The sequence below is a fragment of the Vibrio ulleungensis genome (assembly GCF_016900875.1).
Taxonomy (GTDB): domain Bacteria; phylum Pseudomonadota; class Gammaproteobacteria; order Enterobacterales; family Vibrionaceae; genus Vibrio; species Vibrio ulleungensis.
Genome location: NZ_JAFEUM010000003.1, coordinates 129,680 through 156,341 on the forward strand (window position 1 = coordinate 129,680; position 26,662 = coordinate 156,341).

Consider the following 26,662-nt stretch of genomic DNA (forward strand, 5'->3'; position numbering starts at 1 on the left):
AAATATAGGAAAAGGAACGGGTAATGAGCAATTTTGCGATTGTTTTTCCGGGTCAAGGTTCACAGACCGTGGGCATGTTGGCAGAACTAGGTGAACAGTTTGACGTTGTTAAGCAAACGTTCGCTGAAGCATCAGAAGTACTAGGGTATGACCTGTGGGCATTAGTTCAAAATGGCCCTGCAGAAGACCTCAACGAAACGCATCGTACTCAACCTGCTTTATTAGCGTCATCGGTCGCCATTTGGCGCGTATGGCAAGAACAAGGTCTAGCGACTCCAGCGGTTATCGCAGGACACAGCTTGGGTGAATACTCAGCGCTTGTATGTGCAGGTGTGATTGATTTTAAACAAGCGATCAAACTGGTTGAGTTACGTGGACAGTTAATGCAAGAAGCGGTACCTGCTGGTGTTGGCGCTATGTACGCGATCATTGGTCTAGACGACGAGTCTATTGCTAAAGCCTGTGAAGAAGCGGCGCAAGGCGAAGTTGTTTCTCCGGTTAACTACAACTCTCCAGGTCAAGTGGTTATCGCTGGCAATAAAGCGGCAGTAGAGCGTGCTGGTGCACTGTGTAAAGAAGCGGGTGCAAAACGCGCGCTACCATTACCAGTCTCTGTACCTTCTCATTGCGCATTAATGAAGCCTGCTGCGGACAAGCTGGCTGTTGCACTGGAAGAGATCGAATTTAACGCACCTCAGTTAGACGTGATCAATAACGTTGATGTCGCTGTTGAAACTGATCCAGCAAAAATCAAGTCGGCGCTAGTTCGTCAATTGTATAGCCCAGTTCGTTGGACTGAAGGCGTCACCAAAATGCACGAGCAAGGTGTTGAAAAACTGCTAGAGTTAGGACCAGGTAAAGTACTTACTGGTCTGACTAAGCGAATAGTTAAAGCATTGACTGCTGCAGCGGTCAACGACTCAGCATCTCTTGATGCAGCTAAGTAGGAAGTAGAATAATGAGTTTAGAAGGTAAAATTGCCTTAGTAACAGGCGCAAGCCGTGGTATTGGCCGCGCAATTGCAGAAGCACTAGTAGCAAAAGGTGCCACCGTTATTGGTACGGCAACCAGTGAAAATGGTGCTGCTGCAATCAGTGAATACTTGGGCGAAAATGGCAAAGGCTTTGCGCTCAACGTGACTGATGTTGCTTCAATCGAAACTGTACTTAAAGGCATTAACCAAGAGTTTGGTGCTATTGATATATTGGTGAATAACGCCGGTATCACCCGTGACAACCTTCTTATGCGTATGAAAGACGATGAGTGGACAGATATCATGGACACAAACCTAACGTCTATTTTCCGTCTGTCGAAAGCGGTATTACGTGGCATGATGAAGAAAAAGTGCGGCCGCATTGTTAACGTTGGCTCCGTTGTGGGCACAATGGGTAATGCAGGACAAACTAACTATGCAGCGGCTAAAGCGGGTGTGATTGGTTTTACTAAATCAATGGCTCGTGAAGTTGCTTCACGTGGTGTTACTATTAATACTGTTGCACCAGGGTTTATCGAAACCGACATGACTAAAGCACTAAATGATGAGCAGCGCGCTGCAACATTGTCTAATGTACCAGCTGGTCGATTGGGTGATCCAAAAGAAATTGCAGCGGCTGTGGCGTTTTTAGCCTCCCCAGAAGCGGCTTATATTACGGGTGAAACGCTGCACGTTAACGGCGGAATGTACATGGTTTAACGAAGTTGGCTGGTTAAAAACCAGCCGATCAGTTCAATCTTAGTAAGTTTTTATGAGTGATATTTGTGCAATCGCGCATGATTTCAGTCAAAAAATGTATGAAAATTCGGTGAAATCGACTTAAATTGTGGTTTGACCAGCAAGGCTAGCCTTGCAACTTTCGTTAGTTTTAATAAACTACGCAGACATCGCATTAGAGCGAATTCTTTATAGGAAAAAGTAAAATGAGCAATCTTGAAGAACGTGTAAAAAAAATCATCGTAGAACAGCTTGGTGTTGACGAGTCTGAAGTTAAAAACGAAGCATCTTTCGTTGATGACCTAGGTGCAGATTCACTAGACACAGTTGAGCTAGTTATGGCTCTAGAAGAGGAATTCGACACAGAGATTCCTGACGAAGAAGCTGAGAAAATCACTACTGTTCAAGCTGCTATCGATTACGTAACCAGCGCTCAGTAAGAATTCTCCTCAATTCAGGCGGTCTATTAGACCGCCTGAATTTTCTCTACCTCATCTTCTTAACACCTTCCTTAACATTTTTCCGGAGAGTAATATCGTGTCCAAACGTCGCGTCGTTGTCACTGGCATGGGTATGTTGTCACCGGTCGGCAACACTGTTGAATCATCATGGAATGCCCTTCTAGCTGGCCAAAGTGGTATCGTTAATATCGAGCACTTTGATACCGAGAATTTCAGCACTCGTTTTGCTGGCCTTGTAAAAGATTTTGACTGTACTGAATACATGTCTAAAAAAGATGCCCGTAAAATGGATCTTTTCATTCAGTATGGTGTTGCAGCAGGTATCCAAGCTTTAAATGATTCCGGGTTAGAAATCACTGAACAAAATGCAGCACGTGTAGGTGTGGCTATTGGTTCTGGTATCGGTGGACTTGAACTTATTGAAAAAGGGCATCACGCGCTGATCGAAAAAGGTCCGCGTAAAGTAAGTCCATTCTTTGTTCCTTCTACCATCGTGAATATGGTTGCCGGCAACTTGTCCATCATGCGTGGACTACGTGGCCCTAATATCGCGATATCTACTGCTTGTACTACCGGTTTGCACAATATTGGTCACGCAGCACGAATGATCGCTTATGGCGATGCAGAAGCTATGGTCGCTGGCGGTTCAGAGAAAGCCTCTACCCCTCTAGGTATGGCAGGCTTCGGTGCTGCTAAGGCACTGTCAACGCGCAATGACTCACCGCAACAAGCTTCTCGCCCATGGGATAAAGACCGCGATGGTTTCGTTCTAGGTGATGGTGCAGGCATGATGGTACTGGAAGAGTACGAGCACGCTAAAGCGCGTGGTGCGAAGATGTACGCTGAGATCGTTGGCTTTGGTATGTCCGGTGACGCCTATCACATGACATCACCAAGCGAAGACGGCTCTGGCGGTGCATTGGCGATGGAAGCGGCACTGCGTGACGCGGGTATCGACGGCACACAAGTGGGCTACATTAATGCTCACGGTACTTCTACACCAGCAGGCGATATTGCCGAGCTTAAGGGCGTGAAACGTGCTCTAGGTGAAGATGGTGCTAAACAAGTCTTGGTGTCATCGACCAAATCTATGACCGGTCACCTACTTGGTGCTGCTGGTTCTGCAGAAGCGATTGTGACTGTGATGTCACTAGTGGACCAAAAAGTGCCACCGACGATCAACTTGGACAATATGGATGAAGGTGCCGTTGAACTTGGCATCGACTTAGTGCCTAACACAGCGCGTGACGTTGAAATGGAATACGCACTGTGTAACTCGTTTGGCTTTGGCGGAACGAACGGCTCGTTGATCTTCAAAAAGATCTAACACCTGTAGAATGTAAAAAAGCCCAGATTGGTATCGTCAATCTGGGCTTTTTTTATGGGGTGCGATTTATAGAGACTACGGCGCAAAAGAAACACCGATCAAAAGTTGAGAAAATGGATAACTCACTACCTTTTTTACGGTTGATACATTATCTTTGTGCAAAGGAAAATCGATACTAACAGGAACGTCAAGATGTGGATTAATGGTGTAAAGCAAGAGCACGTACCGGCTCTTGATCGTTCGTTTCAGTATGGCGATGGCTGCTTCACCACGATTCAAACTCAATTCGGAGAACTTCGTCATTGGGAACTACATGTTGAACGTATGCAAGCGTGTCTTAATACCCTAGGGATCGCTACACCCCAGTGGCGAAACATAAAGTACCAGCTGATGGATATCGCGCTAGATGACCCTATTGCAGGGGTAAAACTTTTGATCAGCCGTGGCAGTGGCGGAAGAGGGTACGCAAGTCCACATAACGCTCACTCTCTCATAATGAGCAATCACTTTTCCTACCCACAACATTACCCGCAATGGCAGACTGACGGGATAAAACTTGGCATCAGTCGTATTAAACTTGGGCACAACCCATTACTGGCTGGTCATAAACACAATAACCGCTTAGAGCAGGTGCTAGTTAAAAATGATCTTGATGCACAACAGGTCGACGATGGTTTGGTATTGGATATCAACGAGCATATTGTAGAAACCAGTAGTGCGAATATTTTTTGGCGTAAGGGGAGCACGCTTTATACCCCCATACTGGACAAAGCAGGTGTAGCAGGTATCATTCGTCGTTTGATTATTCAAGATGCTGAACCACTTGGATTTAAAGCGCTGTTAGGACGCTTTGATCTCGTCGATTTGCACGATGCTGATGAAGTCTTTGTGAGTAATGCCTTGCTAGGTGTTGCGCCTGTGGTTCAGGTGGGTGAGCGACGTTATCCCATTGGCGAGCTCACGTTAAAATTACAAAAGAGAGTATAAATTGCTTAAAAAACTGTTGGGTCTATTGATCGTTGCGGGAGTTGCGGCGCTAGCCGTCTATTGGTATGCCACACAAGAGCTTAAGACGTACCTAAATCAACCGGTGCAGATGGAGCAGGGTGAGCTTATCACCATTAACAGCGGAACCAGTGGTACGGCGTTGCTGCGTCGTTTTGAGTCTCAAGGTTGGATTGAGGCGAATCCGACGTCTCGTCTAGTGAGAAGGCTGCACCCTGAGCTATTAAACATTAAAGCGGGCACGTTTTTTGTCGAACAAGGGCAAACTCTCACACAAGTCTTAAACACATTGGTCGAAGGAAAAGAGCATCAGTACAGTATAACGTTTATTGAAGGCTCAACCTTTAATCAGTGGCGAGAGCAGCTTGCCCAAACGGACACGTTGATTCAGGAAACGACAGATCTAACAGAAGCCGAACTCGCCGAAGCTTTGGGTATTGAAAACCCTAAGTTAGAAGGCCTGTTTTTGGCAGAAACCTTTTACTACACCGCGGGAATGAGCGATCTCGATATTTACAAACGAGCTCATCGCGATCTCAATCGTGCGTTAGAAAAGCATTGGCAAGAGCGTGATGAAAAGCTTCCACTCAAAACTGACTATGAAGCACTGATCCTTGCGTCAATTATTGAAAAAGAAACCGCCATTGATAAAGAGCGTGGTTTGGTCTCGTCAGTATTCATTAATCGCCTCAATCGAAGAATGCGCCTTCAGACCGATCCAACAGTCATCTACGGCATGGGTGACAAGTACACTGGCAATATCCGTAAGAAGGATTTGCAGACTCCAACGCCGTACAACACATACACAATCAATGGATTACCTCCAACACCAATCGCAATGGTGGGTGAGGCTTCTATAGCAGCATCGCTCAATCCAGAGACAAGCAACTATTTGTATTTTGTCGCAACGGGCAAAGGTGGGCACAAGTTTAGTACCAACCTTAAAGATCATAATGCTGCAGTGCGCGATTACTTAAAACAACTAAGGGCAAACCAATGAGTCTTGGAAAGTTTATTGTTATTGAAGGCTTAGAGGGCGCAGGAAAAAGTACTGCGATTAGCCAAGTTTTAGCATCATTAGAGCAACACGGCATTGCGCAAGTTACTCAAACTCGTGAACCCGGTGGTACACCACTCGCTGAAAAGATGCGAGCGTTGGTTAAAGAAGAGTGTGAAGAAGCGCTTCAAGATCGCACTGAGCTGTTGTTGATGTACGCCGCTCGAATTCAACTGGTGGAAACGGTAATTAAACCGGCATTAAACGGCGGAGCATGGGTTGTCGGTGATCGTCATGATTTATCTTCACAGGCGTACCAAGGAGGCGGACGTCAAATCGATCCTCATGTGATGAGCAGTCTGAAGGACATTGCTCTGGATGGATTTAAGCCTGACTTTACCTTGTACCTCGATATCGACCCGCAACTTGGGCTAGAGCGCGCTCGAGGCCGCGGTGAACTCGACAGAATAGAGAAAATGGATCTTAGTTTTTTCCAGCGTAGCCGAGAAAAATATTTAGAGTTGGCTAATCAAGATGACACTATCGTGGTTATCGACGCATCTCAATCGATTGAGGCTGTCACCAATGATATTAAGGCAGCTATCAATCAATGGTTAACCGACGATGTGAAACATGGATAGCCTTTACCCGTGGCTACAGCCGCTTTGGACTCAGCTACAAAAAGCGCTGACTCAAGACCGTCTGCCAAATAGCATAATGATTGAGTCTGCCGACGGCTTAGGTGAGCAGCAACTTATCGATGCGCTGGGTAAAGCTTTATTGTGTTCCAACTCAACGGATGAGGGGTGTGGCTTTTGCCATAGTTGTCAGCTATTTGCTGCGGGTACTCACCCGGATTACCATCGATTGATGCCTTTAGAGACCAAAAAACAGATTTCAGTGGATCAAGTTAGAGAGCTGAATCGCTTCGCCGCTGAGTCTTCGCAATTATCGGGTAAGCGTGTGTTAGTTGTCACTTTAGCTGAGCAGATGAACAGCTCTGCGTCGAATGCTCTACTTAAAACCCTCGAAGAGCCGCCGAGCCAATGCGTGTTCGTTGTCTTAACTCATGCTAAGTCGCAACTTTTACCTACTGTCGTGAGCCGATGTCAGCAATGGCATGTTTCGCCACCAAGTATTGAACAAACGCAACATTGGATTGCTGAACAGTCGTTGTCTGTCTCTGATTTAGCGCTGACATTGTATGCTCAAGCTCCGTTGAAATTAAACGAGTTCACTGAAAATCAAAGTGACGAGCTAGCGTCGTTAATAAAGCTATTAACAAAAGACAATTTATTGGTCGAGCAGTCGAAGATAGTCGCGATACTGACGAGCGAACCACAGCGTAGCCTAGAGCAACTATCCATTGTGCTGCATATGGCATTGAGGCATTTTGCTCAGCCTTATGAGGGATTAGAAACCATCCTGACACCGGTTTGCAACCGCTGGGATTTTGGCACGCTTTCTCGCATGGTCGAAAGACTAGACATTATGCGCGCAGAGCTGCGTGCACACCCTGGATTAAACACAGAGCTGCTTTTGATTGAGTGGCTCACTTATTGGCACGAATAAACATGTTTATAGACTCACATTGTCATCTAGATAAATTGGATTACCAGAACCTTTACCAAAATGTTGAGCAGGTTCTGGCCAATGCAAAAGCCGTAAATGTAGAAAAAATGCTTAGCGTGGGTGTCACGCTAGAGAGTTTTCCTGCGATGATGGAATTGATTGAAAAGCACGAGCAAGTACTAGCTTCATGTGGGGTACACCCATTGGATGTAGAAAGCCCCTTTGACCTAGAAACTCTTCGCAAGTACGCACAGCATAAACGCGTGGTGGCCGTAGGTGAAACAGGGCTGGATTTTCATTACAAGCCAGAAACCAAAGCCTTGCAACTCGAGCGATTTTCAACTCAAATTGACATTGCCAAGGAAGTGAATAAGCCGCTGATCATTCATACGCGTAATGCGCGCAAAGAGACGCTAGATTTGTTAAAAAGCGGTGATGCCAAATCGTGTGGTGGTGTTATTCACTGTTTTACCGAAGACTTAGAGTTTGCTAAACAAGCAATGGAACTGGGCTTTTACATTTCAATCAGTGGTATTGTGACCTTCCGTGCGGCAACCGAGCTTAAAGAAGTGGTTAAAGCTTTGCCTCTTGATCGCTTGTTGATAGAAACGGATTCACCTTATTTAGCGCCCGTTCCTCATCGAGGAAAAGAGAACCAACCAGCCTATGTGGTTGAGGTTGCAAGTTACATCGCTCAGCTAAAAGGTGTCTCGTTACAACAAGTTGCAACTCAAACATCACAAAACTTTCACACTCTTTTTTTACGGCGATAAATAAGCCCCCAATTATAAATGGGATCTTGGGATCCCATTTTTTGTAATTGCCCTACACTATAACTTATTATGTTGAATATTACGTCTTATGTGTCTACTTTTACCCCCTAGCAGGGAAATGTAATTTTTCTACGGAAAATATGTTTTTAGGCATTTTTAGAAACCGCTTTCAGGTGTCATTTTTTCACATAAGCTATTGTTTTATAAGTGCATGCATCGTGTTTAGATAAGGGGGCTATACTAGGTCTATTGTGATCTAAGATAGGCTTTTGAAATTTAGTTTCGTAACTGGATAGCAAGTTTGTCCTGTATCAAGATATATTTAGAGCCGAAAAATATACTACGGCACGTGGTTACATTTTCATTGGGTGCTAACCTTTATGGCAGCGGGGGGTTGTCGTTAGTACCCAAACTACTAAAAATAATTAGGAGCATAACTATGTTTAAAAACCTTTTTGCGAACCTGCAAAAAGTGGGTAAGTCTCTGATGCTACCAGTATCAGTACTTCCTGTAGCGGGTATTTTATTGGGTGTCGGTGCGGCAGATTTGGCCTTCATCCCTGACGTTGTTTCAAACCTTATGGAGCAAGCTGGCGGTTCTGTATTTGGCCAAATGGCATTGCTATTTGCCGTTGGTGTTGCACTAGGCTTCACTAACAACGACGGTGTTGCAGCACTTGCAGCTATCGTGGGCTACGGCATCATGACTGCAACGCTTGCAGTAATGGCTGAAGTGTTTGGCGTCGACAAGATCGATACTGGTGTACTAGGTGGTATCCTAGTCGGTGGTGTTGCTGCTTGGGCGTTCAACAAGTTCTTCCGTATTCAACTTCCTGAATACCTAGGCTTCTTCGCTGGTAAGCGTGCTGTGCCAATCATCACTGGTTTCGCAGCAATTGGTCTTGGTCTTGTACTGTCTATTGTATGGCCTCCAATTGGTGCTGGCATTGCGTCTTTCTCTCATTGGGCTGCAGAGCAAAACCCACAACTTGCATTCGCAATTTACGGTGTGGTTGAGCGTTCTCTTATCCCATTTGGTTTGCACCACGTTTGGAACGTACCATTCTTCTTCGAAGCAGGCTCATGTTTGAACGCAGCAGGCGAGCAAGCGAATGGCGTACTTACTTGTTACCTTGTAGCTGACGATGCATCACGTGCAGCGGGCAATGGCTTCGGTCAACTTGCTGGTGGTTACATGTTCAAGATGTTCGGTCTACCAGCAGCAGCAATCGCAATTGCTCACTCTGCTAAGCCTGAAAACCGTGCGAAAGTAATGGGCATCATGGCTTCTGCAGCTTTGACGTCATTCCTAACAGGTATTACTGAACCAATCGAATTCTCTTTCCTATTCGTTGCTCCAGTACTGTACGGAATTCACGCTCTACTAGCTGGTTCTGCTTACTTTGTTGCTAACACTATTGGCTTTGTACACGGTACCTCTTTCTCTCACGGTCTTATCGACTTCATCGTTCTTTCTGGTAACTCTCAGAAGATCGCTATCATGTTCGTGACTGGTCTTGTTTATGCAGCAATCTACTACGTAGTATTCCGCGCAGTAATCAAAGCTATGGACCTTAAGACTCCTGGTCGTGAAGATGAAGAAGACGAAGCTACAGCAACAGTAACTGGTTCAGAAATGGCTGGTGAACTTGTAGCAGCATTCGGTGGTAAAGCAAACATCACTGGTCTTGACGCATGTATCACACGTCTACGTGTAGCAGTAGCTGACACAGACAATGTTGACCAAGACAAACTAAAAGCGCTAGGCGCTGCAGGTGTTGTGGTTGTATCAGGTGGCGTTCAAGCTATTTTCGGTACTAAATCAGACAACCTGAAAACTGACATGGACGAGTGGATCCGTAACAACGGTTAATCCAGTCTGAACTCAGTCTCTCAAAGCCCATCTATAGGATGGGCTTTGTTGTATTTGTAGATTGATGTCACAAATTTAAACATCTGTTTATATTCATGTCGACAATTGACAGAGAAGTGACATTAATAGTATTCCAGAAACCGTACACTTGACGCCCATTAGTGTATTGTGCAGATAAAACAACGGGAGTGTATCTGTGAAACTCGGTAAACTCACATTACTGACAGTGGTCCTTGGAGGACTGGCGGTTTATGTAGGCGCTGCGCCACAAGCCCATTCTGCAACATATAATGTAGGTATGGCTTTCGATAAAGGATTAAGTGCCGTTGTTCGTTACGACGACCAATTCCAATTTTCAGCCGGTAATGATGGAATGGCTTTTGACTACTTGTTCTTAGACGGTAGTTTTGATGCCGATGTACCTTTTACTTGGTACGTAGGTGGCGGAGCATGGTACGAGTGGGACAATGACTGGGGCATTCGTGCGCCGCTTGGTCTTAACTGGAACTTCGCTCACGAGTGGCATGCGTACGCTCAGGTCTCTCCAGAGTGGCAAATTCAGGATAAAAGTAAACTACAAATTGGTGGTGCCATAGGTTTAACCTATCGCTTCTAGTTCCATCAACACAGCTTGATAGAAAGCTCGCCATTAAGGCGGGCTTTTTTAGTTTATGGAATTATTGAATGAGTTAGAAACTAAAGGTGACGCCTAAATTACCTTGCACCTGACTCAACCAGTCACCATTAAAATAAATCTTACAGCCACCGCCTTCGTCGTTTGGGTAGTTACACACAGAAGCGGTATCACTACTCAACAGCGAGCCAAACCAGCGGACTTGAGCCTGCAATGCTATATTTTTACTGACATTATATTCCACACCACCGAAAGCACTGGCAGAAAATAGATAGTCAGTCTCATACCAGCTGGCGCTTAATTGCGTCGCCCCGAGTCCTAAGCCAACATAGGTCGATACTTTTTCGGCTACAGGGTAGTAAAGACTACTTTGAAAGTGAAGGTAACGCATAGTGTTATCGAGTTGCGGTGAGTCGAGTTCGGATGTGTGCTCACTGTACACGAAGCCTATTCGACCTTGTTGGAAAGGAACATCCACCGATAAATTGTAATTGAGATCTGACTTTGTGGTGTAAGTCTCTCCTTCGTCAGACTCAAATTTTACACCGTTGCTAAGACCAATCATTGGTGTGATATACACTGAATTAGCCACAGCCGTTGCACTGAGTGCAGACAACAACGCGGTAGAAAAGATGCGAAATCGCATAGCAACGTCCTTATTCCTATGTGGAGTGAAAATTTTTGTTCAAAACAAAAAAGTAACCAATTGAATATACGTACTAAAAACAGATTTATCTAGTGAAGCTCGCAGAAACAATCAACGTGCAGTGACGTAGATTCCAATCTGGTTTCGTGGTTGCAGGAATGAAACAAAATTGTCGTTATGATGAACTATAGTTTGAGTAGGAGGAACCTCTATGACTAATGAATTGAAAGCTTCGCTTGCGCTTACTGCAATCATATTCGCCATAATATACGCATTTTCATTTATCGCGATTCTTGCTTAGATGCATTTATGAATGGCTCTAAGTCCTGCAATTCAGGCTTTGTTACCTCGTCTGAGCAAGAACTCAATAGTGACCAATTTGCCAAATATCTAAGTGGTCATATTGCACTAGTTGCCCAGGGGGGAGGTCAAAAGGGCGCGTACACCGCTGGTGTACTCGACGCTTTTTTGTTGTCGAATTTTGACCCCTTTAGCCATTTCTACGGCACTTCAGCTGGGGCAATGAACATCCTTAGCTTTTTGTGTCGCCAACCTAGGTTAGGACACAAGTTCATTACCGAACTGACCACAGACAGCCAATTTTTTAGTTTGTACGGTTACTTTCGTCATCAGAAAAAGATGGATATAGGGTGGGCAATTGAGCAGCTAAACCACTTCCCCTATAAACTGGACTTTAATCTCGGTAAGCAGGTCCTAGGGAGTCGAAAAGCTCACGCGTGTGTTACAAACGTCGATACACTGCAAGATGAGTATTTGCCGATGTTTACCAATGACTGGGCAAAAGTGATGGAAGCGACCTGCGCCATTCCTCACTTGTACGATGGAGAAGTGAACCTCAACGGCCGAAATTACGTCGATGGAGGTGTGTCAGCGTCAGTTCCTGTTCAAGAAGCTTGGCGTCAAGGTGCGCGATGTATCGTGGTCATACGTACAGAGCCTATCGATAATGACATTGAGGTGCCGCAAGAGCTGGTTGCAAACTCATCGCAAAACGATACCGCTTGGTATGAAGAGTCGTTAAATAAACTGCAAGATTACTGGAGTGAGCAAAAAAGTCAGTGGCAAAATGATTGGCGCAGCTTTTTAGCCGACAGAGCGACGTCCGTTCAGAAACAAAAACGCTTATCAAAAACCAGTTTGTTAAATGGTGGTCGGTGGTTATTTGGTGCTGATGACATCTATCGTTTAGGTCAATTGCTTGGAGGGGATTTTTCTCCACAAATGCTCGATCAACTTATGGTTCATTATCAGACCTACCAATTGACCCAGCAGTTTTTGCAGTGCCCACCACAAGATACGTTTATCGTGCAGATCGTACCTCAAGAACCTTTGAAGTCGCGACCTTTATTAAGTGATCTCGATGATATCGAGCACGACTACCAAACTGGTCTCGCGGCTGGCTACCGTTTTATCGAGCAGTTTCATAGTGCGCACGAGAAGCGAAGCATACTCAATCCGCCACCTTTAGCACCAACTATGCCCCCGCAGTGGGATGTACACTAGTCGATATTTTCCATGTCGACCCTATACAAACTTTGACCCTTATTTTGTATTGAGCATTAACTTCGTGAAGTGAATCACGAGCGGGCTTCGATTCGCTTCACATTTAGTTCGTAAAGTAAAAAAATAGAGCGAATACTTCTATTTGGACGTCCCTATGTATATGGCCCAACCCGGTCACATTGATCATATTAAACAGATCAACGCTGGCCGAGTCTACAAACTCATTGACCAATTTGGCCCTATATCGCGCATTGATCTGAGTAAACTGAGTGAACTGGCACCCGCAAGTATCACCAAAATAACTCGTGAGCTGATTGACGCACATCTAGTCCATGAAACCGTTGTTCAAGAAGCGACCAGCCGTGGCCGTCCTGCTGTCGGATTGCAAACCAACAACGACGGTTGGCAGTTTTTGTCGATGCGTCTAGGTCGTGGTTATTTAACGATGGCGCTTCACGATCTTGGTGGAAACATTCTGGTTGATACCAAGATCGATATTGTCGAAAAAGAGCAGCAACCGCTTTTTGATCGGATACTCAAAGAAATAGACGACTTTTTCCAAACCAATTCAACCCAATTAGAACGTGTCACCGCAATAGCACTTACTCTGCCTGGATTGGTTTTGTCCGATACCGGTACAGTGCTACAAATGCCACATTATAAAGTCACTAAAATGGCATTAGGTCCTGCCATATACGAGGCGACAGGTTTACCGGTATTTGTGGCCAACGATACGCGCGCGTGGGCGCTATCGGAAAAACTCTTTGGCAACTCGCAGCAAAATGAAAACTCCGCGCTGATTTCTATACATCATGGCGTTGGAGCAGGCATAATCCTCGAAGGAAGGGTCCTACAGGGTCGCCACGGCAACATTGGCGAGTTGGGGCACGTGCAGGTCGTCCCAAATGGAGAGAAGTGTTACTGCGGCAACTACGGCTGTTTAGAAACGGTGGCAAGTTCTGCGGCTATCCGTGCAAAAGTGGTGTCTAAGATTGCAACCGGCTCACCAAGCATTCTTGCCGGCGATGATATTTCGATAGAGTCGATATGTGATGCGGCGACGGCGGGTGATCCACTTGCGGTAGAAGTGATTGAAGAGCTAGGGCGTTACTTGGGTAACGGTATTTCAATCATCGTTAACCTTTTCAATCCGGAAAAAGTGTTGATTGGCGGGGTGATTAATCAAGCCAAAGATGTTCTTTACCCGCAAATTCTCAAATGCATACGCGAGCAGTGTCTCCCTATTTATCATCACGACTTAGAGCTGGTGGAGAGTCGGTTTTACAAACAAGCGACGATGCCCGGTGCGGCGCTCGTGAAACAGGCGCTCTACGACGGCGATCTGCTGATAAAGGTGCTTGAAGGCTAGCAGATTGAGCGACCCCTCAATTTTTAAGTATAATATACTGTAAAGTGTTGCACTTTGTAGTACTCTTACGCGGTTACTAGACTCAATAAAGGGACGATCAATGAGTGGCGTTTTAAGCACCGTCGACCAACGGACAAAACTTGTAGGCGAAAACCGCCTTGAATTACTGCTGTTTAGTTTAAATGGCCGTCAGTTGTACGCAATTAACGTATTTAAAGTACAAGAAGTACTCAAGCTTCCCCCTTTGACCAAACTTCCAGGCTCGCACCATAAAATCTCTGGTGTAGCGACGTTGCGTGGCGAGTCAGTTCCTGTGATTGATTTACGTTCTGCTATTGGCTTTCGATCTATGCAAGCTGAAGAAGAGCAAAATCTTATCGTGACGGAATACAACCGCTCTGTTCAGGGCTTTTTGGTTGGCCAAGTACGTAACATCGTCAACACAGCTTGGACGGAAATTCAGCCACCACCAAAAACTGCGGGTCGTGCGAACTACCTCACTGCCATTACTCAAATAGAAGATGACGGTGTAAACAAAATCGTTGAGATTATTGATGTCGAAAAAGTGCTGGCAGAGATTGTCGACTACGATACGCGCATCAGTGACGATGTGTTGGATCAAGACGTCGCCCCTAAACTTGCGGGCCGTTCTATTCTCGTTGTGGACGACTCCTCAACTGCGCGTAACCAAGTTAAAGGCACGCTGTCTCAGTTAGGGCTTAATATTATTGAGTGTAGCGATGGTCTTGAAGCGTTAACCTTGCTTCAGCATTGGCGCGATGAAGGACGCAATGTTGCTGAGGATCTATTAATGATGATCACCGACGCCGAAATGCCTGAAATGGACGGATACAAACTGACTCACGAAGTGCGCAACGATCCTGCGCTGAAAGACCTATACATCACTTTAAACACCTCGCTTAGTGGTAGTTTTAACGATGCGATGTCGGAGAAGGTGGGTTGTGATAAGTTTATCTCTAAATTCCAACCCGATTTATTGGTTGAAATTGCGCAAGATCGACTGAGACATATTCTAGAAGTCTAACGACAGAAACACTGACTAAAATTGAGTCTGCTGGTGACTAGATACAAAAAAAGGCCATGTATTGTATACATGGCCTTGTTCGTTTGAGTGCGACTTACATTACGCGCATTCCAGGTTGAGCACCTTCGTGCGGCTCAAGGATCCACAGATCTTTACCACCAGGGCCCGCGGCAAGTACCATACCTTCAGACATACCAAACTTCATTTTACGAGGTTTCAGGTTGGCGACCATAACGGTATGTTTACCGATTAAATCTTCCGGCTTGTACGCCGACTTAATACCAGCAAACACTTGGCGTGTCTCGCCACCGATATCCAGCACAAGCTTCAACAGCTTGTTGGCTTTTGGCACTTCTTCGCACTCGACAATTTTGGCAATGCGCAGATCCACTTTAGCGAAATCATCAAACTCAATTTCATCTGCGATTGGGTCTTTACTCAGTTCTGTTTCGGTTTCTGCTTGCACCGCTTTTTCGGCTGCCGCTTTCTCAACCGCAGCGTCTTCTTTTGACGCTTCGATCATGGCTTCGACTTTTTTCGGGTCGATGCGATTAAACAGCGCTTTAAACTTAGTGATTTCATGATCAACAAGTGGCTCACTGATCGCATCCCAAGTGAGCTCTTGGTTTAAGAACGCTTCAGTGCGAGACGCAAGTTCAGGCATTACCGGCTTGAGGTAAGTCATCAAAACGCGGAATAGGTTAATACCCACCGAGCAAATTTCTTGCAGCAGTTGGTCTTGACCTTCTTGCTTGGCAACAACCCAAGGTGCCATTTCGTCGACGTACTGGTTCGCTTTATCTGCCAAGGCAGTGATTTCGCGAATCGCACGGCTAAACTCGCGAGACTCATACATCTCCGCGATGCGTTCGGCAGCGGCTGCGAACTCAGCGTAAAGCTCAGGCTGGGTAAAGGTCGCTGACAATTTGCCTTCAAACCGCTTGCTGATAAAGCCAGCGTTACGAGAAGCAAGGTTAACAATTTTATTAACCACATCGGCGTTTACGCGCTGAGTAAAGTCTTCAAGGTTAAGATCTAGGTCATCAATACGGCTGTTAAGTTTTGCAGCGTAGTAGTAACGTAGACATTCTGGGTCCAGGTGGTTCAAGTAAGTGCTTGCTTTGACAAATGTCCCTTTTGATTTAGACATTTTTGCACCGTTAACGGTAACGTAACCGTGAACAAAGACATTATTTGGTTTACGGTAACCCGCACCGTCAAGCATGGCAGGCCAGAATAGGCTGTGGAAATAGACGATGTCCTTACCAATGAAGTGATAAAGCTCGGTGCTTGAATCTTGTTTCCAGTATTCATCGAAGTCTAGATCATCACGTTTGTCACACAGGTTTTTAAACGAGCCCATGTAGCCAATCGGTGCGTCTAGCCAAACGTAGAAGAACTTGTCTTTCTCGCCAGGGATTTCAAACCCAAAGTAAGGTGCATCGCGTGAAATGTCCCACTGCTGCAGTCCAGACTCGAACCACTCTTGCATTTTGTTTGCGGTTTCGGTTTGTAGCGAGCCAGAGCGAGTCCACTCTTTCAGCATGCTTTCAAACTGTGGCAAGTCAAAGAAGAAGTGCTCAGAATCTTTCATGATCGGCGTTGCCCCCGATACCGCTGATTTTGGATTGATCAGTTCGGTTGGGCTGTAGGTCTCACCACAGTTATCACAGTTGTCGCCGTATTGGTCTTCTGACTTACATTTTGGGCAAGTACCTTTTACAAAACGATCTGGTAAGAACATCTCTTTTTCAGGGTCGAACAGCTGTGAGATGGTGCGGCTGGAGATAAACCCATTTTGCTTAAGTTGCAAATAGATGTGAGACGCCAATTCACGGTTTTCTTCTGAATGGGTGCTGTGATAATTATCGAAACTGATATCAAAGCCAGCAAAGTCTTTTTGGTGTTCTTCACTTACCGCTGCGATCATCTCTTCTGGCGTGATCCCCATCTGTTGTGCTTTTAACATAATAGGCGTGCCGTGGGCATCGTCTGCACAGATGAAGTTTACAACATTGCCACGCAGTCTTTGGTAACGAACCCAAATATCAGCTTGGATATGCTCAAGCATATGACCAAGGTGAATTGAGCCGTTAGCGTAAGGAAGCGCACATGTGACCAGAAGTTTTCTTGGATCGTTTGCCATACTCTAAATTCGCTTTTCGGTAAATAATTGGAATGAGCCGATAATAGTACCTTAAAGGGTATTTGACTCCAACAATCGTTGCGAAAATGGCAGATATTTCGTGGCTATTTCCGTTGACTTAGCGCAGGGATTGAAGGATTAGCGAAAAATTGTACAAATAATTAGCAGCCATGATCCGATCACTGGTATCTCGGAAGTTCTCTCCCTATAATTAGAGGGTTTATGCTTGTTCCAGACCAGTTTTGGTCGCAAGCTCCATTTTTTATAGGTTAGGTGTCCTAAAATGTCTGAAAATAATCACTGTATTATTGTGGGTATCGCAGGTGCTTCAGCATCAGGTAAAAGCTTGATTGCGAGCACCATCTACAACGAGTTACGCGCGAAAGTGGGCGACCAACAAATTGGAGTGATCACCGAGGACCGGTACTACAAAGATCAAAGCCACCTCAGCATGGAAGAGCGTGTGCAGACAAACTATGACCACCCTAGTGCACTCGACCATGATCTATTATGTGAGCATTTGGAAGCGCTAGTGGCCGGCGAAGCAGCTGAAGTGCCAGAGTACAGCTATTCTGAACACACCCGTACCGAAAACACCACTACTATGACCCCTAAAAAGGTGATTATTCTGGAAGGTATTTTATTGCTGACCGATCCTCGCTTGCGCAATATTATGCACGCAACAGTATTTATGGACACACCATTAGACATCTGTTTATTGCGTCGTATTAAGCGAGATGTGGAAGATCGCGGACGGACAATGGAGTCGGTGCTGCAACAGTATCAAGAGACTGTTCGACCAATGTTTATGCAGTTTATCGAACCTTCAAAGCAGTACGCTGACATCATCGTACCAAGAGGGGGCAAAAACCGAATTGCCATCGATGTGTTAAAAGCACACATTGCAAAACTGTTGCGCTCTTAAGAGTCAAATAAGAAAACCACTGGGAGCCATCGCGCTCCCAGTTTTTTATTGGTATGTTCTAGTATGTAATACCAACCAAAGCAATTAACTGGTCATTCTTGCTTGTTAAAATCGCTAATAGCGGTGTTAAAGATTTTGTAGGTAGAACGACTATCTACGGCAATCTTTGCCTTGCTCTTAGCGATTTTTCCGGCGCAATTTTCTGACCAGTTAATTACTTCGATTGGTATAACTGCCTGTCTGGATTCATGGAAGAGAAATAATGAAAAAACTGCTCTATATTGTTGGTGGCTTGGTCGTTGTAGTGGTAGTGGCCATTGTTGCATTGATCACTTTAGTCAACCCAAACCAGTTTAAGCCTTTGATTGTCGATCAATTTGAATCGAACACCGGTATGACGATCACCCTTGAAGGCGATATTAATTGGCGATTCTTTCCGAGCCTCGGCCTCTCCATTGATAAGATGTACATCGATAATCCCGCGGATTTCAGTGATAGAAAATTGCTGAGTGTAGATAAAGTAGGTGTGGGTGTTCAGGTGTTGCCATTGCTTGATAAACAGCTATTTGTTGAGCAAGTGGAGCTAGCCAATGCGTCTTTTTCTCTAGAAACGCTTAACGATGGGCGCACCAATCTAGACGCGTTCACTGCAACCAATGATGAATCAGCAAGCGAAGCAACTGACAACGAAGAGTCAGTGGAGTCGCCAGCCCCTAGCGAACCTCAAAGCTCGGATACGCCTTGGACGATCGAGGTTGCGGGCGTCAGTATTACTGACAGTCAATTGCAAGTCACCGACGCCCAGGCGGGCACAAACCTGTTTTTAGAGAACTTCAACCTTACACTCACCGAGTTTGGTTTTGATAAGTGGAGCCAACTGGCGCTATCTGTAGAAGGTACACATAACAATCAGCAGTTTTCGGCAAGTTTAGACACTGGACTGTGGTTAGATGCAGAATTGGCTTCGCCTCAATTGAAGGCGTTTTCACTTACGTCAACCTACCGCGATCCGAGTGTTGAAGTGAGTCCGTTAACACTTACCATCGATCAATTCGAACTCAACCAATGGGCACCCGTGGCACTTGAGAGCACGCTAACCAGCGGTGGCAACACGGTTAAGGTTGAGTTGGGTCTTGAGCTATTGCTTGAGGACGATTTGAGTCAATATCAACTGCGTAATATTTCAATGGCCTCCAATGTGAATGGAGAAGGTGTCTCAATATCAAACTTTGATATGTCGATGCCGACTTTTGGCTATGACGTTGCCAATCCTGTTTCTATCTCTTTAAAAGGCAGTGCCAGCGATGTGTCATTTGATAATCAATTGTCGATGCAGTTGTGGATTGATGAAGCGAATTCGGCCATTAAGTTTGATTCGCTGTCACTGACTTCAACACTACAAGGCGACACCTTACCTTATTCTCCCATGAACATGAGTTGGCAAGGTGGCATCGATTACGATGTGAATGGCAGTCAATCTACCGTGACGTTTGCACCATTATCTATCGATGAGATGGTGTTCAACGGTCATGTTGCCGCCGATATCAGTCAAGCGGTACCTAACATTACCTATTTGCTAACATCGGATAATGTCGATCTCGATGCGTTTATGGCAAAAGGGGAATCAGCAGAGTCAGCGGCGACTCAAGACACCGCCCAAAGCTCTTCAGATGAGGAGCAAGACGCTACAGAAGTTGTCACTCAAGAGCCCGATCTTTCGGCATTGAGTCAGGTCAATGTTGCTGGCCGAACAGAGTTTGGTCGATTTAAAGCATCGAATATATTGATGACCAACCTTAAAACCGACATTGCCATTACCGATGGTGTAGCAAAAGTGAAGTCCATTACAGCAGCGTTGTACAAGGGGTCATTAAAGCTAAATGCGACACTTAATGCTCAGCAGGCTACGCCAACTTATAGGGGCGATGTTGCGTTAACCAAAGTACAAGCTAAGCCTCTGTTAGTGGCAGTCGCGGACACCGATCTAATCGAAGGGCTTGCGACCACGACCACGACGTTTAGTGGGTCGAGTTTAATACCTGATAACTTAATGAAAAACTTAATTGGTGTGGCAAATGTTAGCTTTACAGATGGTGCGATTAACGGCATCAATCTGGCGCAGATTATTCGTGACAATTATGCAAAAATTAAAGGTCAGTCTTCCGCGCATCAGTCAGAAGTGAAAAAGACCGACTTCAGTGCACTTAGTGGCGAGTTTAAGTTTGATAAAGGTAATGTCACTACCGATGACTTTGCAATGCAATCTCCACTGCTTCGCGTGACGGCGCAGGGGCAAGCCAATTACATACAGCAAAACATTGATGCACTGACCAAAGTCTCGATTGTGGGCACTTTAGAAGGACAAGGGGGTGACGACATTAACGATCTTAAAGATCTCACTATCCCACTGTCGATTCGTGGTCCATGGTCCGACCCTAAATTTGGTTTGGATTTTGCGGCGCTGCAAGCTCAAGAGCTTGAACGCAATAAAGCCAAACTGGAAGAGAAAGCCAAGAAAGAAGCCGAGCGCGGACTGAAAAAACTGCTGGGTGATAAAGCGGAAGATGACGAAGTGAAAAAGTTGTCTGATAAGCTACTTAAAGGACTATTTAACTAAACGCGACGAGTAATATTACATCAAGAAAAAACGTCTCCTTGTGAGACGTTTTTTTTGTATTCATTTTACCAATCAACGCCTTTGCGCGCTTTAATCCCTGATTCAAACGCATGCTTCACGTTTTTCACTTCAGAGACGGTATCGGCCATGTCGATAAGCGTGCGGTGAGCAGCACGCCCCGTGATAATAACGCTCTGTTCAGCAGGTCTTCGCGACAGCGCTTGAGTCACTCGGTCGAGTTCAACATAGCCATAGGCAACCATATAGGTTAGCTCGTCAAGCAGCACCACATCCAGACTTGGATTAGACAGCATCGCTTCACACTGCTCCCACACTTCTAACGCCGCGCGAGTATCCGCTTCTTTATCTTGTGTTTCCCAGGTAAACCCAGTGGCCATCACATGAAACTCTACGCCAAGCTTTTCAAGTAGATTTTTCTCACCATTATCCCACGTGCCTTTAATAAACTGGGCCACACCACATTGCTGTCCGTGTCCTACCGCACGTGCAACGGTGCCAAACCCCGCCGTAGTTTTGCCTTTACCGTTGCCGGTGATCACCAATAACAGCCCCTTTTCTTGCTGGGCGGCATCGATTTTCTCGTCGACTTGTTGTTTAAGTTTTTGCTGGCGCTGTTTGTGACGAGACTGATTAGCGTCGCCGTCTTGGCGAATGTCCTTATCGACCATAACTTTCTCTGATTTGACCCGAAAACGTCATCATATCCATCAAAAGGTGCAGTGGCGAGTGTATTTTTTATGAGAATGAGTAAAAGCATAGACCAAAGGCTAATACGAATAATTATGAATGATTTTACAATTTGTTAACTTTTAGTGACATGGAGAAGATCATGACCATCAAATCCCTTGCAAAAGGAATGGCTGTTGCACTGGCGTGTATGAGTACCGCGCAATTGGCACATGCAGAAGATCGCAGTTACATTTTAGCAACCGCATCGACTGGGGGAACGTACTATCCAGTGGGAGTGGCATTAGCAACCTTAAGTAAAGTGAAACTGACCCCGCAGTACAAGTTCTCTTTGTCAGCGATTAGCTCTGCTGGCTCGGGTGAGAACGTAAAGCTACTGAATGAAAATCAGGCTCAATTTGCGATCTTACAAGGGCTTTATGGTGCCTGGGCGGCAAACGGTGAGGGCCCATATTCGGAGCCTCAAACTGATCTTCGCTCGGTATCGATGTTGTGGCAAAACGTTGAGCACCTGATTGTAAAAAGCGATTATGTCACTACCGGTACCGTGAGTGACTTGGCTGCCTTAGAAGGTAAAAAATTCTCTATTGGTAAGAAGAACTCAGGTACAGAAAATTCTGGCCGCCAGATCATGAAAGGACTTGGCGTGGATCCTGAAGGGTTCAATTTAGCGCATATGGGGTACGGCGGCAGTGCCAGTGCCATGCAAAACGGCACCATCGACGGAATGAATACACCAGCCGGTGTGCCAGTGGGCGCAGTGACTCAAGCGTTTGCAGCTATGGGCGACGAGATTCAGATCTTATCCTTTACCGATGAGCAAATTAAACAAGCCAACGGTAACTACAATCTGTGGACCAAATACGAAATTCCAGCCAATACCTACCCTAACGTATCTGAGCCCATCACCACTATTGCTCAGCCTAACTTCTTAGCAGTGCGTCACGACGTAACCGAAGAAGACGTTTATCAGCTGACTAAAGCGGTCTATGAAAACCTAGCTTTCTTACAAGGTATTCATAAAGCAACCAAAGCCATGGCGCTAGAAAAAGCCATCGCAGGTTTGCCATTGCCTCTTCACCCTGGGGCTGTGCGCTATTATGAAGAAGTGGGGATTTCGGTTCCTGCTGAATTAAAAGGTATGTAATACCAATCCAAAAAATGGGTCTGCAGGGAATAGCAGACCCTTTTCATTTGGGCTAAGAGCGTAAACAGAGCGCCAATAAACTAAAAAGTCCCAATCTCTAAAATAATCAACGTCAAGGCAAAGGAATGAGTGAATCCATTAATGAAAAGCTGCAGCAGTTTGAGCTGCCAACCCGTACCGACTTCCCATGGATTAATCGTGCAATTGCCTTACTTGGTGTGCTTTTAGCCGTCACTCATATTTGGTTTAATACTTTCTCCACGCTCAATGAGCTGTACATATCGGTGGTGCACTTTGCAGGCTTTGCCGTAATGTGCGCGCTTTGGTATCCCGCTCATCCTTCATTAAAAAACAGTCGCAAAGCCCTAATACTGGATTGTGCTATTGCCCTAGCAGCTATCGCTTGCATGATTTATGTCCCCCTAGCAGAAGACGCTTTGTATGCGCGAGGCGTGTCGTTTGTTACCAGCGATTGGGTGTTTGCAGTATTGGCTATAGCCATAGTAATTGAATTGATTCGCCGAACAATGGGCTGGTTTATTCCGGTGCTGATCGTTATCTGTTTGAGCTATGTGGTGCTTTGGGGGAAATGGGCGACAGGCATATTTCATTTTCCTGGTTTGAGCCTAGAGACTTTGCTTTATCGTAGTTTTTATTCATCAGAAGGGATGTTTGGCCCCATTGCGCGGATCAGTTGGAGCTTTGTATTCATGTTCATACTGTTTGGAGCATTTTTGGTGAAATCGGGCGTGGGGGACTACATCATTAAAGTGTCGCGCGCCGCTGCTGGGAAGATCATTGGTGGCCCTGGATTTATTGCTGTGATCGGCTCAGGCTTAATGGGGTCAGTGTCAGGCTCTAGTGTGGCGAATACCGTTTCAACGGGCGTTATTAGTATTCCATTAATGCAAAAAGCGGGATTTCCTTCGCGATTTGCCGCAGGCGTGGAGGCTGCCGCTTCAACCGGTGGGCAGTTGATGCCACCAGTGATGGGGGCGGGTGCCTTCATTATGGCCTCCTATACGCAAATTCCGTATGTCGATATCATTGCGGTGTCGTTTATGCCGGCGCTGATTTACTTCTTGTCGGTTGCGTTCTTTGTGCGCATCGAGGCTAAGCGCAGCGGCGTACAAAAAATCGATGTATCAGAGCAGTCTCTCAGTAAGGTGTTGATTTCAGGGTGGCATAACCTAATTCCGCTGGCAGTGCTCGTGACACTGTTGATCCAAGGCTTTACGCCTACGTATGCCGCCGGTTTGTCCATCATATCGGTCGTGGTCGCTTCATGGTTTTCTAAAGACTACAAAATGGGCATCAAAGAAGTGGTCGAAGCCATGGCGCAGGGCTCTAAGAATATGGCAACCACTGCGATATTATTAGTCGGGATCGGGTTGGTGGTTAATGTCATCAGTACCACAGGAATTGGCAATACCTTTTCATTGATGATTGAAGGGTGGGCGCAAGGTGAGTTGCTGCTGATGTTGTTGTTGATTGCGGCGGCTTCTCTCATATTAGGTATGGGACTTCCAGTTACGGCCGCTTACATTGTATTGGGAACACTATCGGCACCCGCGCTGTATAAATTGATTGCTGAGCATCAACTGATAGAGCTGCTGGTCAGTGGCACGTTACCCGAAGACGCAAAAGCCATTTTCATGCTGGTTGCACCCGATAAACTCGCGTTGCTGGCAAGCCCAATGTCGGAAATCGATGCCATTGCACTACTGGAACTGGTGCCTGTGGATTTCAAAACCATGCTACTCGAGCAGAGCCTAGGCGCTGAGTCGATTGCATTGGCCCTATTGGCCGCACACCTGATTATTTTCTGGTTGTCCCAAGACAGTAATGTCACGCCACCGGTCTGTTTGACGGCGTTCGCCGCAGCGACCATTGCAAAAACGCCTCCCATGCGCACCGGTCTTATGGCGTGGAAAATCGCAAAAGGCTTGTATTTGGTTCCGCTACTCATTGCTTACTGCGGTTTGGTGAACTGGAATGTACAAACGGTGATGGTCACGGGCGTATTTGCCATTATCGGCACATACTGTTTTGTGGCTGCTATAGAAGGCTACTTAGAGTATGAGCTGAATATCGCGCTTAGAGCGGTGTTATTGGTGGCAGGGCTTGCATTAGTTTGGCCAGATATGTCACTGATAGTGAGAGTGATTGCAGCAGCAGTATTTTTTGTAATATTTGCCTATACGTCTCGGGGGTATAAGTTGTCGCAAGCGGCAGCATAGCGGCACGCTGCCTTATCATTACTTGGAACTAGATTTGCGATATCACCTAGCACTAAAGTGAAAGTGAGTACTTACCTTAAGTCTTCGGGTGTAAAATTGCTTTTAAAGCTGAACGCTTGTGGTGAGTCTCCGTTGGCACGTAAATAGGTCAGTTTCTCAAGTGCTTCCTGAGCGCTTGGGATATGACCATTTTCCACCCACCACAATACGTAAGTATCTTCTGGGAGTGGGTGAAACCATTCACTTTTACGGCGCATAAAGTCGCGATGATGAGTACGAAACATAAAGTTTTTAAGCGACTCTACATTTTCCCAAACCGATAAATTCACGATCATTTTGGGGTCGTCAAACAGCTGTATATTGGTGGCATCGCCTGACTCATCTTTTAAACGCCACACAAACCCATCACTGGCCTCAGCAATTGCATTCACGGTATCCAGATTATCGACAAACTCAGCAATTTCTGGTGCATCTAAGTTGTATTTGGCTAAGGCTACATTGAGTTGGGCAAGTTGCATTGTCGTTTCTCCAGTTTGTAGTGGGGTACTCATGTCAATATAGCGTAATTTTAGCCAAGTGACTGATTCTCAAGTTGTAGCAATTATGAACAAAGCAAAAAAAAGCTGAGCTAGTTTGCACTAAGCTCAGCTTGATTATTTAGCAGTGATTAACTGCAATTAGATATCGCTAATTGGCTACTGGAAATCGTACGCTTCTTGCAAGCGTTCGACAGCTTCTTCTGGACTTAACCCGCCACTGACGAGCTCTGTTGATACGTCATTGACTGCGCCGCCAAGATCAGCGCCAAGAATTTGGTCTACAAATCCGTGAACATAGGTACTTTCTGGTACCAGCGCGGCCATACGTAACATCACTGGTTCTTTGATGCCATCACCCGCTTTGCCGTTAATTGGCAATAATAGAGCATCACTGGCTAGTTGACGTTGGTTCTCTTCGTTGAGCCATTGATCGACAAATTGAGCGGCTTCGTTTGAGGCTGAGTTGGTGAAAGCCCAACCATCAATACCCGAGATAATATCCGCGCGCTCACCTTTACCACCCTCAACCGCAGGGAAACGTCCTAAACCCAGACTTTCAGGGGAGATACCTTGTTTGCTGGTGGAGTTGTCTTGCTGAATTTTATACCCCCACACACCTTGAAGTTGCATTGCAGCTTGTCCATTACCAAATAACGCAAATGCCGCGCCTGTGTCTTGAGCCATGTAACCATTTTGGAAGGGTTTCATATCGGCTAGGCGTTTAAGCTGTACGGCCGCTTCTAGGAACGCAGGGTCGCCAAAACCATTCTCTATGGCATTTTTGAAGATATCTGGACCACCAATACGCATGGCGAGATAGCTGTAGTAGAAGTGCGCTGGCCACCCTTCACTTGCACCTAATGCCAGAGGCGTGATGCCCGCAGCCTTGAGTTTTTCAATGGCCCCTAAAAAGCCTTCCCATGTTTCCAGCTCTTGTTCGGCGACATTCGCTTTGGCTAATAAATCTTTGTTGTAATACAGAGTGGTTGGTTTGCTGACAGAAGGTACGCCATACAACTTTCCATCGACCATATAGGCTTGCAATGCACTTGCTGGCAATTGCTCGTTCAGTGTTGGCAGGTGATCGGTCATGTCAGCGAATAGTCCTGACTTAGCGCGGTTGGTGTAATTAGCGCCGCCCCATGTATAGATAATATCTGGCTTGGACTTAGACAGTAACAGAGTTTGTAACTTGGTTTTGAAAGCTTCACCAGCCAGGTAGCTAAAGGTGACGTTAATGTTGTCATGCTCTGCGTTAAATTTGGCGACTTGCTCTTCCCAAGTTGCGACTACAACGGTTTCGTTGGTTGAGTGCAGCACCTTTACTTCTGTTGTCGCTGCCTGTGCATTCAGACCAATACCTAACGCCAATGCGGTGATTGTATATTTTAATTTCATAATGA

23 protein-coding genes are annotated in these 26,662 nt (G+C 45.8%); 18 read left to right on the plus strand and 5 right to left on the minus strand.

Features of this window, described 5'->3' with window-relative positions:
* Window positions 1-23 precede the first annotated feature (23 nt).
* The 11 genes from fabD (at window position 24) to JQC93_RS09260 (ending at window position 10,335) form a co-directional block, all read left to right on the plus strand.
* On the plus strand, window positions 24-947 hold the full coding sequence (gene fabD, locus JQC93_RS09210) for an ACP S-malonyltransferase (protein ID WP_205158158.1): 924 nt from the start codon (window positions 24-26) through the stop codon (window positions 945-947).
* Between the two features lie 11 nt (window positions 948-958).
* On the plus strand, window positions 959-1,693 hold the full coding sequence (gene fabG / locus JQC93_RS09215; protein WP_205158159.1) for a 3-oxoacyl-ACP reductase FabG: 735 nt from the start codon (window positions 959-961) through the stop codon (window positions 1,691-1,693).
* A 224-nt stretch (window positions 1,694-1,917) separates the two neighbouring features.
* Entirely contained in the window at window positions 1,918-2,151 is a 234-nt protein-coding gene (gene acpP, locus JQC93_RS09220) for an acyl carrier protein (protein ID WP_084886122.1), read from the plus strand.
* 97 nt (window positions 2,152-2,248) lie between these two features.
* Window positions 2,249-3,499: a beta-ketoacyl-ACP synthase II gene (gene fabF, locus JQC93_RS09225; RefSeq protein WP_205158160.1), complete on the plus strand. Its 1,251-nt coding sequence runs from the start codon at window positions 2,249-2,251 to the stop codon at window positions 3,497-3,499.
* Window positions 3,500-3,691: 192 nt separating this feature from the next.
* Window positions 3,692-4,486, plus strand: coding sequence for an aminodeoxychorismate lyase (gene pabC / locus JQC93_RS09230; RefSeq protein ID WP_205158161.1), 795 nt, complete (start codon window positions 3,692-3,694; stop codon window positions 4,484-4,486).
* Window position 4,487: 1 nt separating this feature from the next.
* On the plus strand, window positions 4,488-5,504 hold the full coding sequence (mltG, locus tag JQC93_RS09235; RefSeq protein ID WP_205158162.1) for an endolytic transglycosylase MltG: 1,017 nt from the start codon (window positions 4,488-4,490) through the stop codon (window positions 5,502-5,504).
* Window positions 5,501-6,142: a dTMP kinase gene (gene tmk, locus JQC93_RS09240; RefSeq protein WP_205158163.1), complete on the plus strand. Its 642-nt coding sequence runs from the start codon at window positions 5,501-5,503 to the stop codon at window positions 6,140-6,142. Before mltG ends, tmk begins: the two co-directional genes overlap by 4 nt.
* A complete protein-coding gene (gene holB, locus JQC93_RS09245) occupies window positions 6,135-7,073 on the plus strand; it encodes a DNA polymerase III subunit delta' (protein WP_205158164.1) in 939 nt (312 codons plus the stop codon). The genes tmk and holB overlap by 8 nt, the downstream gene beginning before the upstream one ends.
* Before the next feature lie 2 nt (window positions 7,074-7,075).
* Window positions 7,076-7,846: a TatD family hydrolase gene (locus JQC93_RS09250; RefSeq protein WP_205158165.1), complete on the plus strand. Its 771-nt coding sequence runs from the start codon at window positions 7,076-7,078 to the stop codon at window positions 7,844-7,846.
* A gap of 439 nt (window positions 7,847-8,285) precedes the next feature.
* Window positions 8,286-9,719 carry a PTS glucose transporter subunit IIBC gene (gene ptsG / locus JQC93_RS09255; protein WP_205158166.1) on the plus strand — a complete coding sequence of 478 codons (1,434 nt, stop codon included), beginning with the start codon at window positions 8,286-8,288 and terminating at the stop codon, window positions 9,717-9,719.
* A 196-nt stretch (window positions 9,720-9,915) separates the two neighbouring features.
* On the plus strand, window positions 9,916-10,335 hold the full coding sequence (locus JQC93_RS09260) for a hypothetical protein (protein WP_084886105.1): 420 nt from the start codon (window positions 9,916-9,918) through the stop codon (window positions 10,333-10,335).
* A 73-nt stretch (window positions 10,336-10,408) separates the two neighbouring features.
* On the opposite strand, the gene JQC93_RS09265 is transcribed toward JQC93_RS09260, so the two are convergent.
* A complete protein-coding gene (locus JQC93_RS09265) occupies window positions 10,409-10,999 on the minus strand; it encodes an outer membrane protein (RefSeq protein ID WP_205158167.1) in 591 nt (196 codons plus the stop codon).
* 309 nt (window positions 11,000-11,308) lie between these two features.
* Here JQC93_RS09265 and JQC93_RS09270 point away from each other — a divergent pair, with 309 nt between their 5' ends.
* From JQC93_RS09270 to JQC93_RS09280, 3 genes are all read left to right on the plus strand, one after another.
* The gene (locus JQC93_RS09270; RefSeq protein WP_205158168.1) at window positions 11,309-12,523 is read left to right on the plus strand and encodes a patatin-like phospholipase family protein; all 1,215 of its coding nucleotides are present in this window, start codon (window positions 11,309-11,311) and stop codon (window positions 12,521-12,523) included.
* 154 nt (window positions 12,524-12,677) lie between these two features.
* The gene (mlc, locus tag JQC93_RS09275; protein WP_205158169.1) at window positions 12,678-13,892 is read left to right on the plus strand and encodes a sugar metabolism global transcriptional regulator Mlc; all 1,215 of its coding nucleotides are present in this window, start codon (window positions 12,678-12,680) and stop codon (window positions 13,890-13,892) included.
* Window positions 13,893-13,992: 100 nt separating this feature from the next.
* Window positions 13,993-14,937, plus strand: a complete 945-nt coding sequence (locus JQC93_RS09280) for a chemotaxis protein CheV (protein ID WP_205158170.1) — start codon at window positions 13,993-13,995, stop codon at window positions 14,935-14,937.
* A 94-nt stretch (window positions 14,938-15,031) separates the two neighbouring features.
* On the opposite strand, the gene metG is transcribed toward JQC93_RS09280, so the two are convergent.
* Complete coding sequence (metG, locus tag JQC93_RS09285; RefSeq protein WP_205158171.1) at window positions 15,032-17,083, minus strand: methionine--tRNA ligase; 2,052 nt, start codon at window positions 17,081-17,083, stop codon at window positions 15,032-15,034.
* 283 nt (window positions 17,084-17,366) lie between these two features.
* Here metG and udk point away from each other — a divergent pair, with 283 nt between their 5' ends.
* Window positions 17,367-18,008 (plus strand): uridine kinase, encoded by a 642-nt coding sequence (gene udk, locus JQC93_RS09290; RefSeq protein WP_205158172.1) that lies wholly within the window; start codon window positions 17,367-17,369, stop codon window positions 18,006-18,008.
* 262 nt (window positions 18,009-18,270) lie between these two features.
* Window positions 18,271-20,625 (plus strand): AsmA family protein, encoded by a 2,355-nt coding sequence (locus tag JQC93_RS09295; RefSeq protein WP_205158173.1) that lies wholly within the window; start codon window positions 18,271-18,273, stop codon window positions 20,623-20,625.
* Window positions 20,626-20,690: 65 nt separating this feature from the next.
* Here the strand turns inward: JQC93_RS09295 and cobO are convergent, their stop codons facing one another.
* Window positions 20,691-21,314: a cob(I)yrinic acid a,c-diamide adenosyltransferase gene (gene cobO, locus JQC93_RS09300; RefSeq protein WP_205158174.1), complete on the minus strand. Its 624-nt coding sequence runs from the start codon at window positions 21,312-21,314 to the stop codon at window positions 20,691-20,693.
* Between the two features lie 161 nt (window positions 21,315-21,475).
* Here cobO and JQC93_RS09305 point away from each other — a divergent pair, with 161 nt between their 5' ends.
* Together JQC93_RS09305 and JQC93_RS09310 are read left to right on the plus strand one after the other, a co-directional pair.
* Window positions 21,476-22,480, plus strand: coding sequence for a TAXI family TRAP transporter solute-binding subunit (locus tag JQC93_RS09305; protein ID WP_205158175.1), 1,005 nt, complete (start codon window positions 21,476-21,478; stop codon window positions 22,478-22,480).
* Between the two features lie 125 nt (window positions 22,481-22,605).
* Window positions 22,606-24,720, plus strand: coding sequence for a TRAP transporter permease (locus tag JQC93_RS09310; RefSeq protein WP_205158176.1), 2,115 nt, complete (start codon window positions 22,606-22,608; stop codon window positions 24,718-24,720).
* A gap of 71 nt (window positions 24,721-24,791) precedes the next feature.
* Here JQC93_RS09310 and JQC93_RS09315 read toward each other — a convergent pair whose 3' ends face one another.
* Window positions 24,792-25,238, minus strand: coding sequence for a DUF3291 domain-containing protein (locus JQC93_RS09315; protein WP_205158450.1), 447 nt, complete (start codon window positions 25,236-25,238; stop codon window positions 24,792-24,794).
* Window positions 25,239-25,415: 177 nt separating this feature from the next.
* Window positions 25,416-26,657: an extracellular solute-binding protein gene (locus JQC93_RS09320; protein ID WP_205158177.1), complete on the minus strand. Its 1,242-nt coding sequence runs from the start codon at window positions 26,655-26,657 to the stop codon at window positions 25,416-25,418.
* Between the last annotated feature and the right edge of the window lie 5 nt (window positions 26,658-26,662).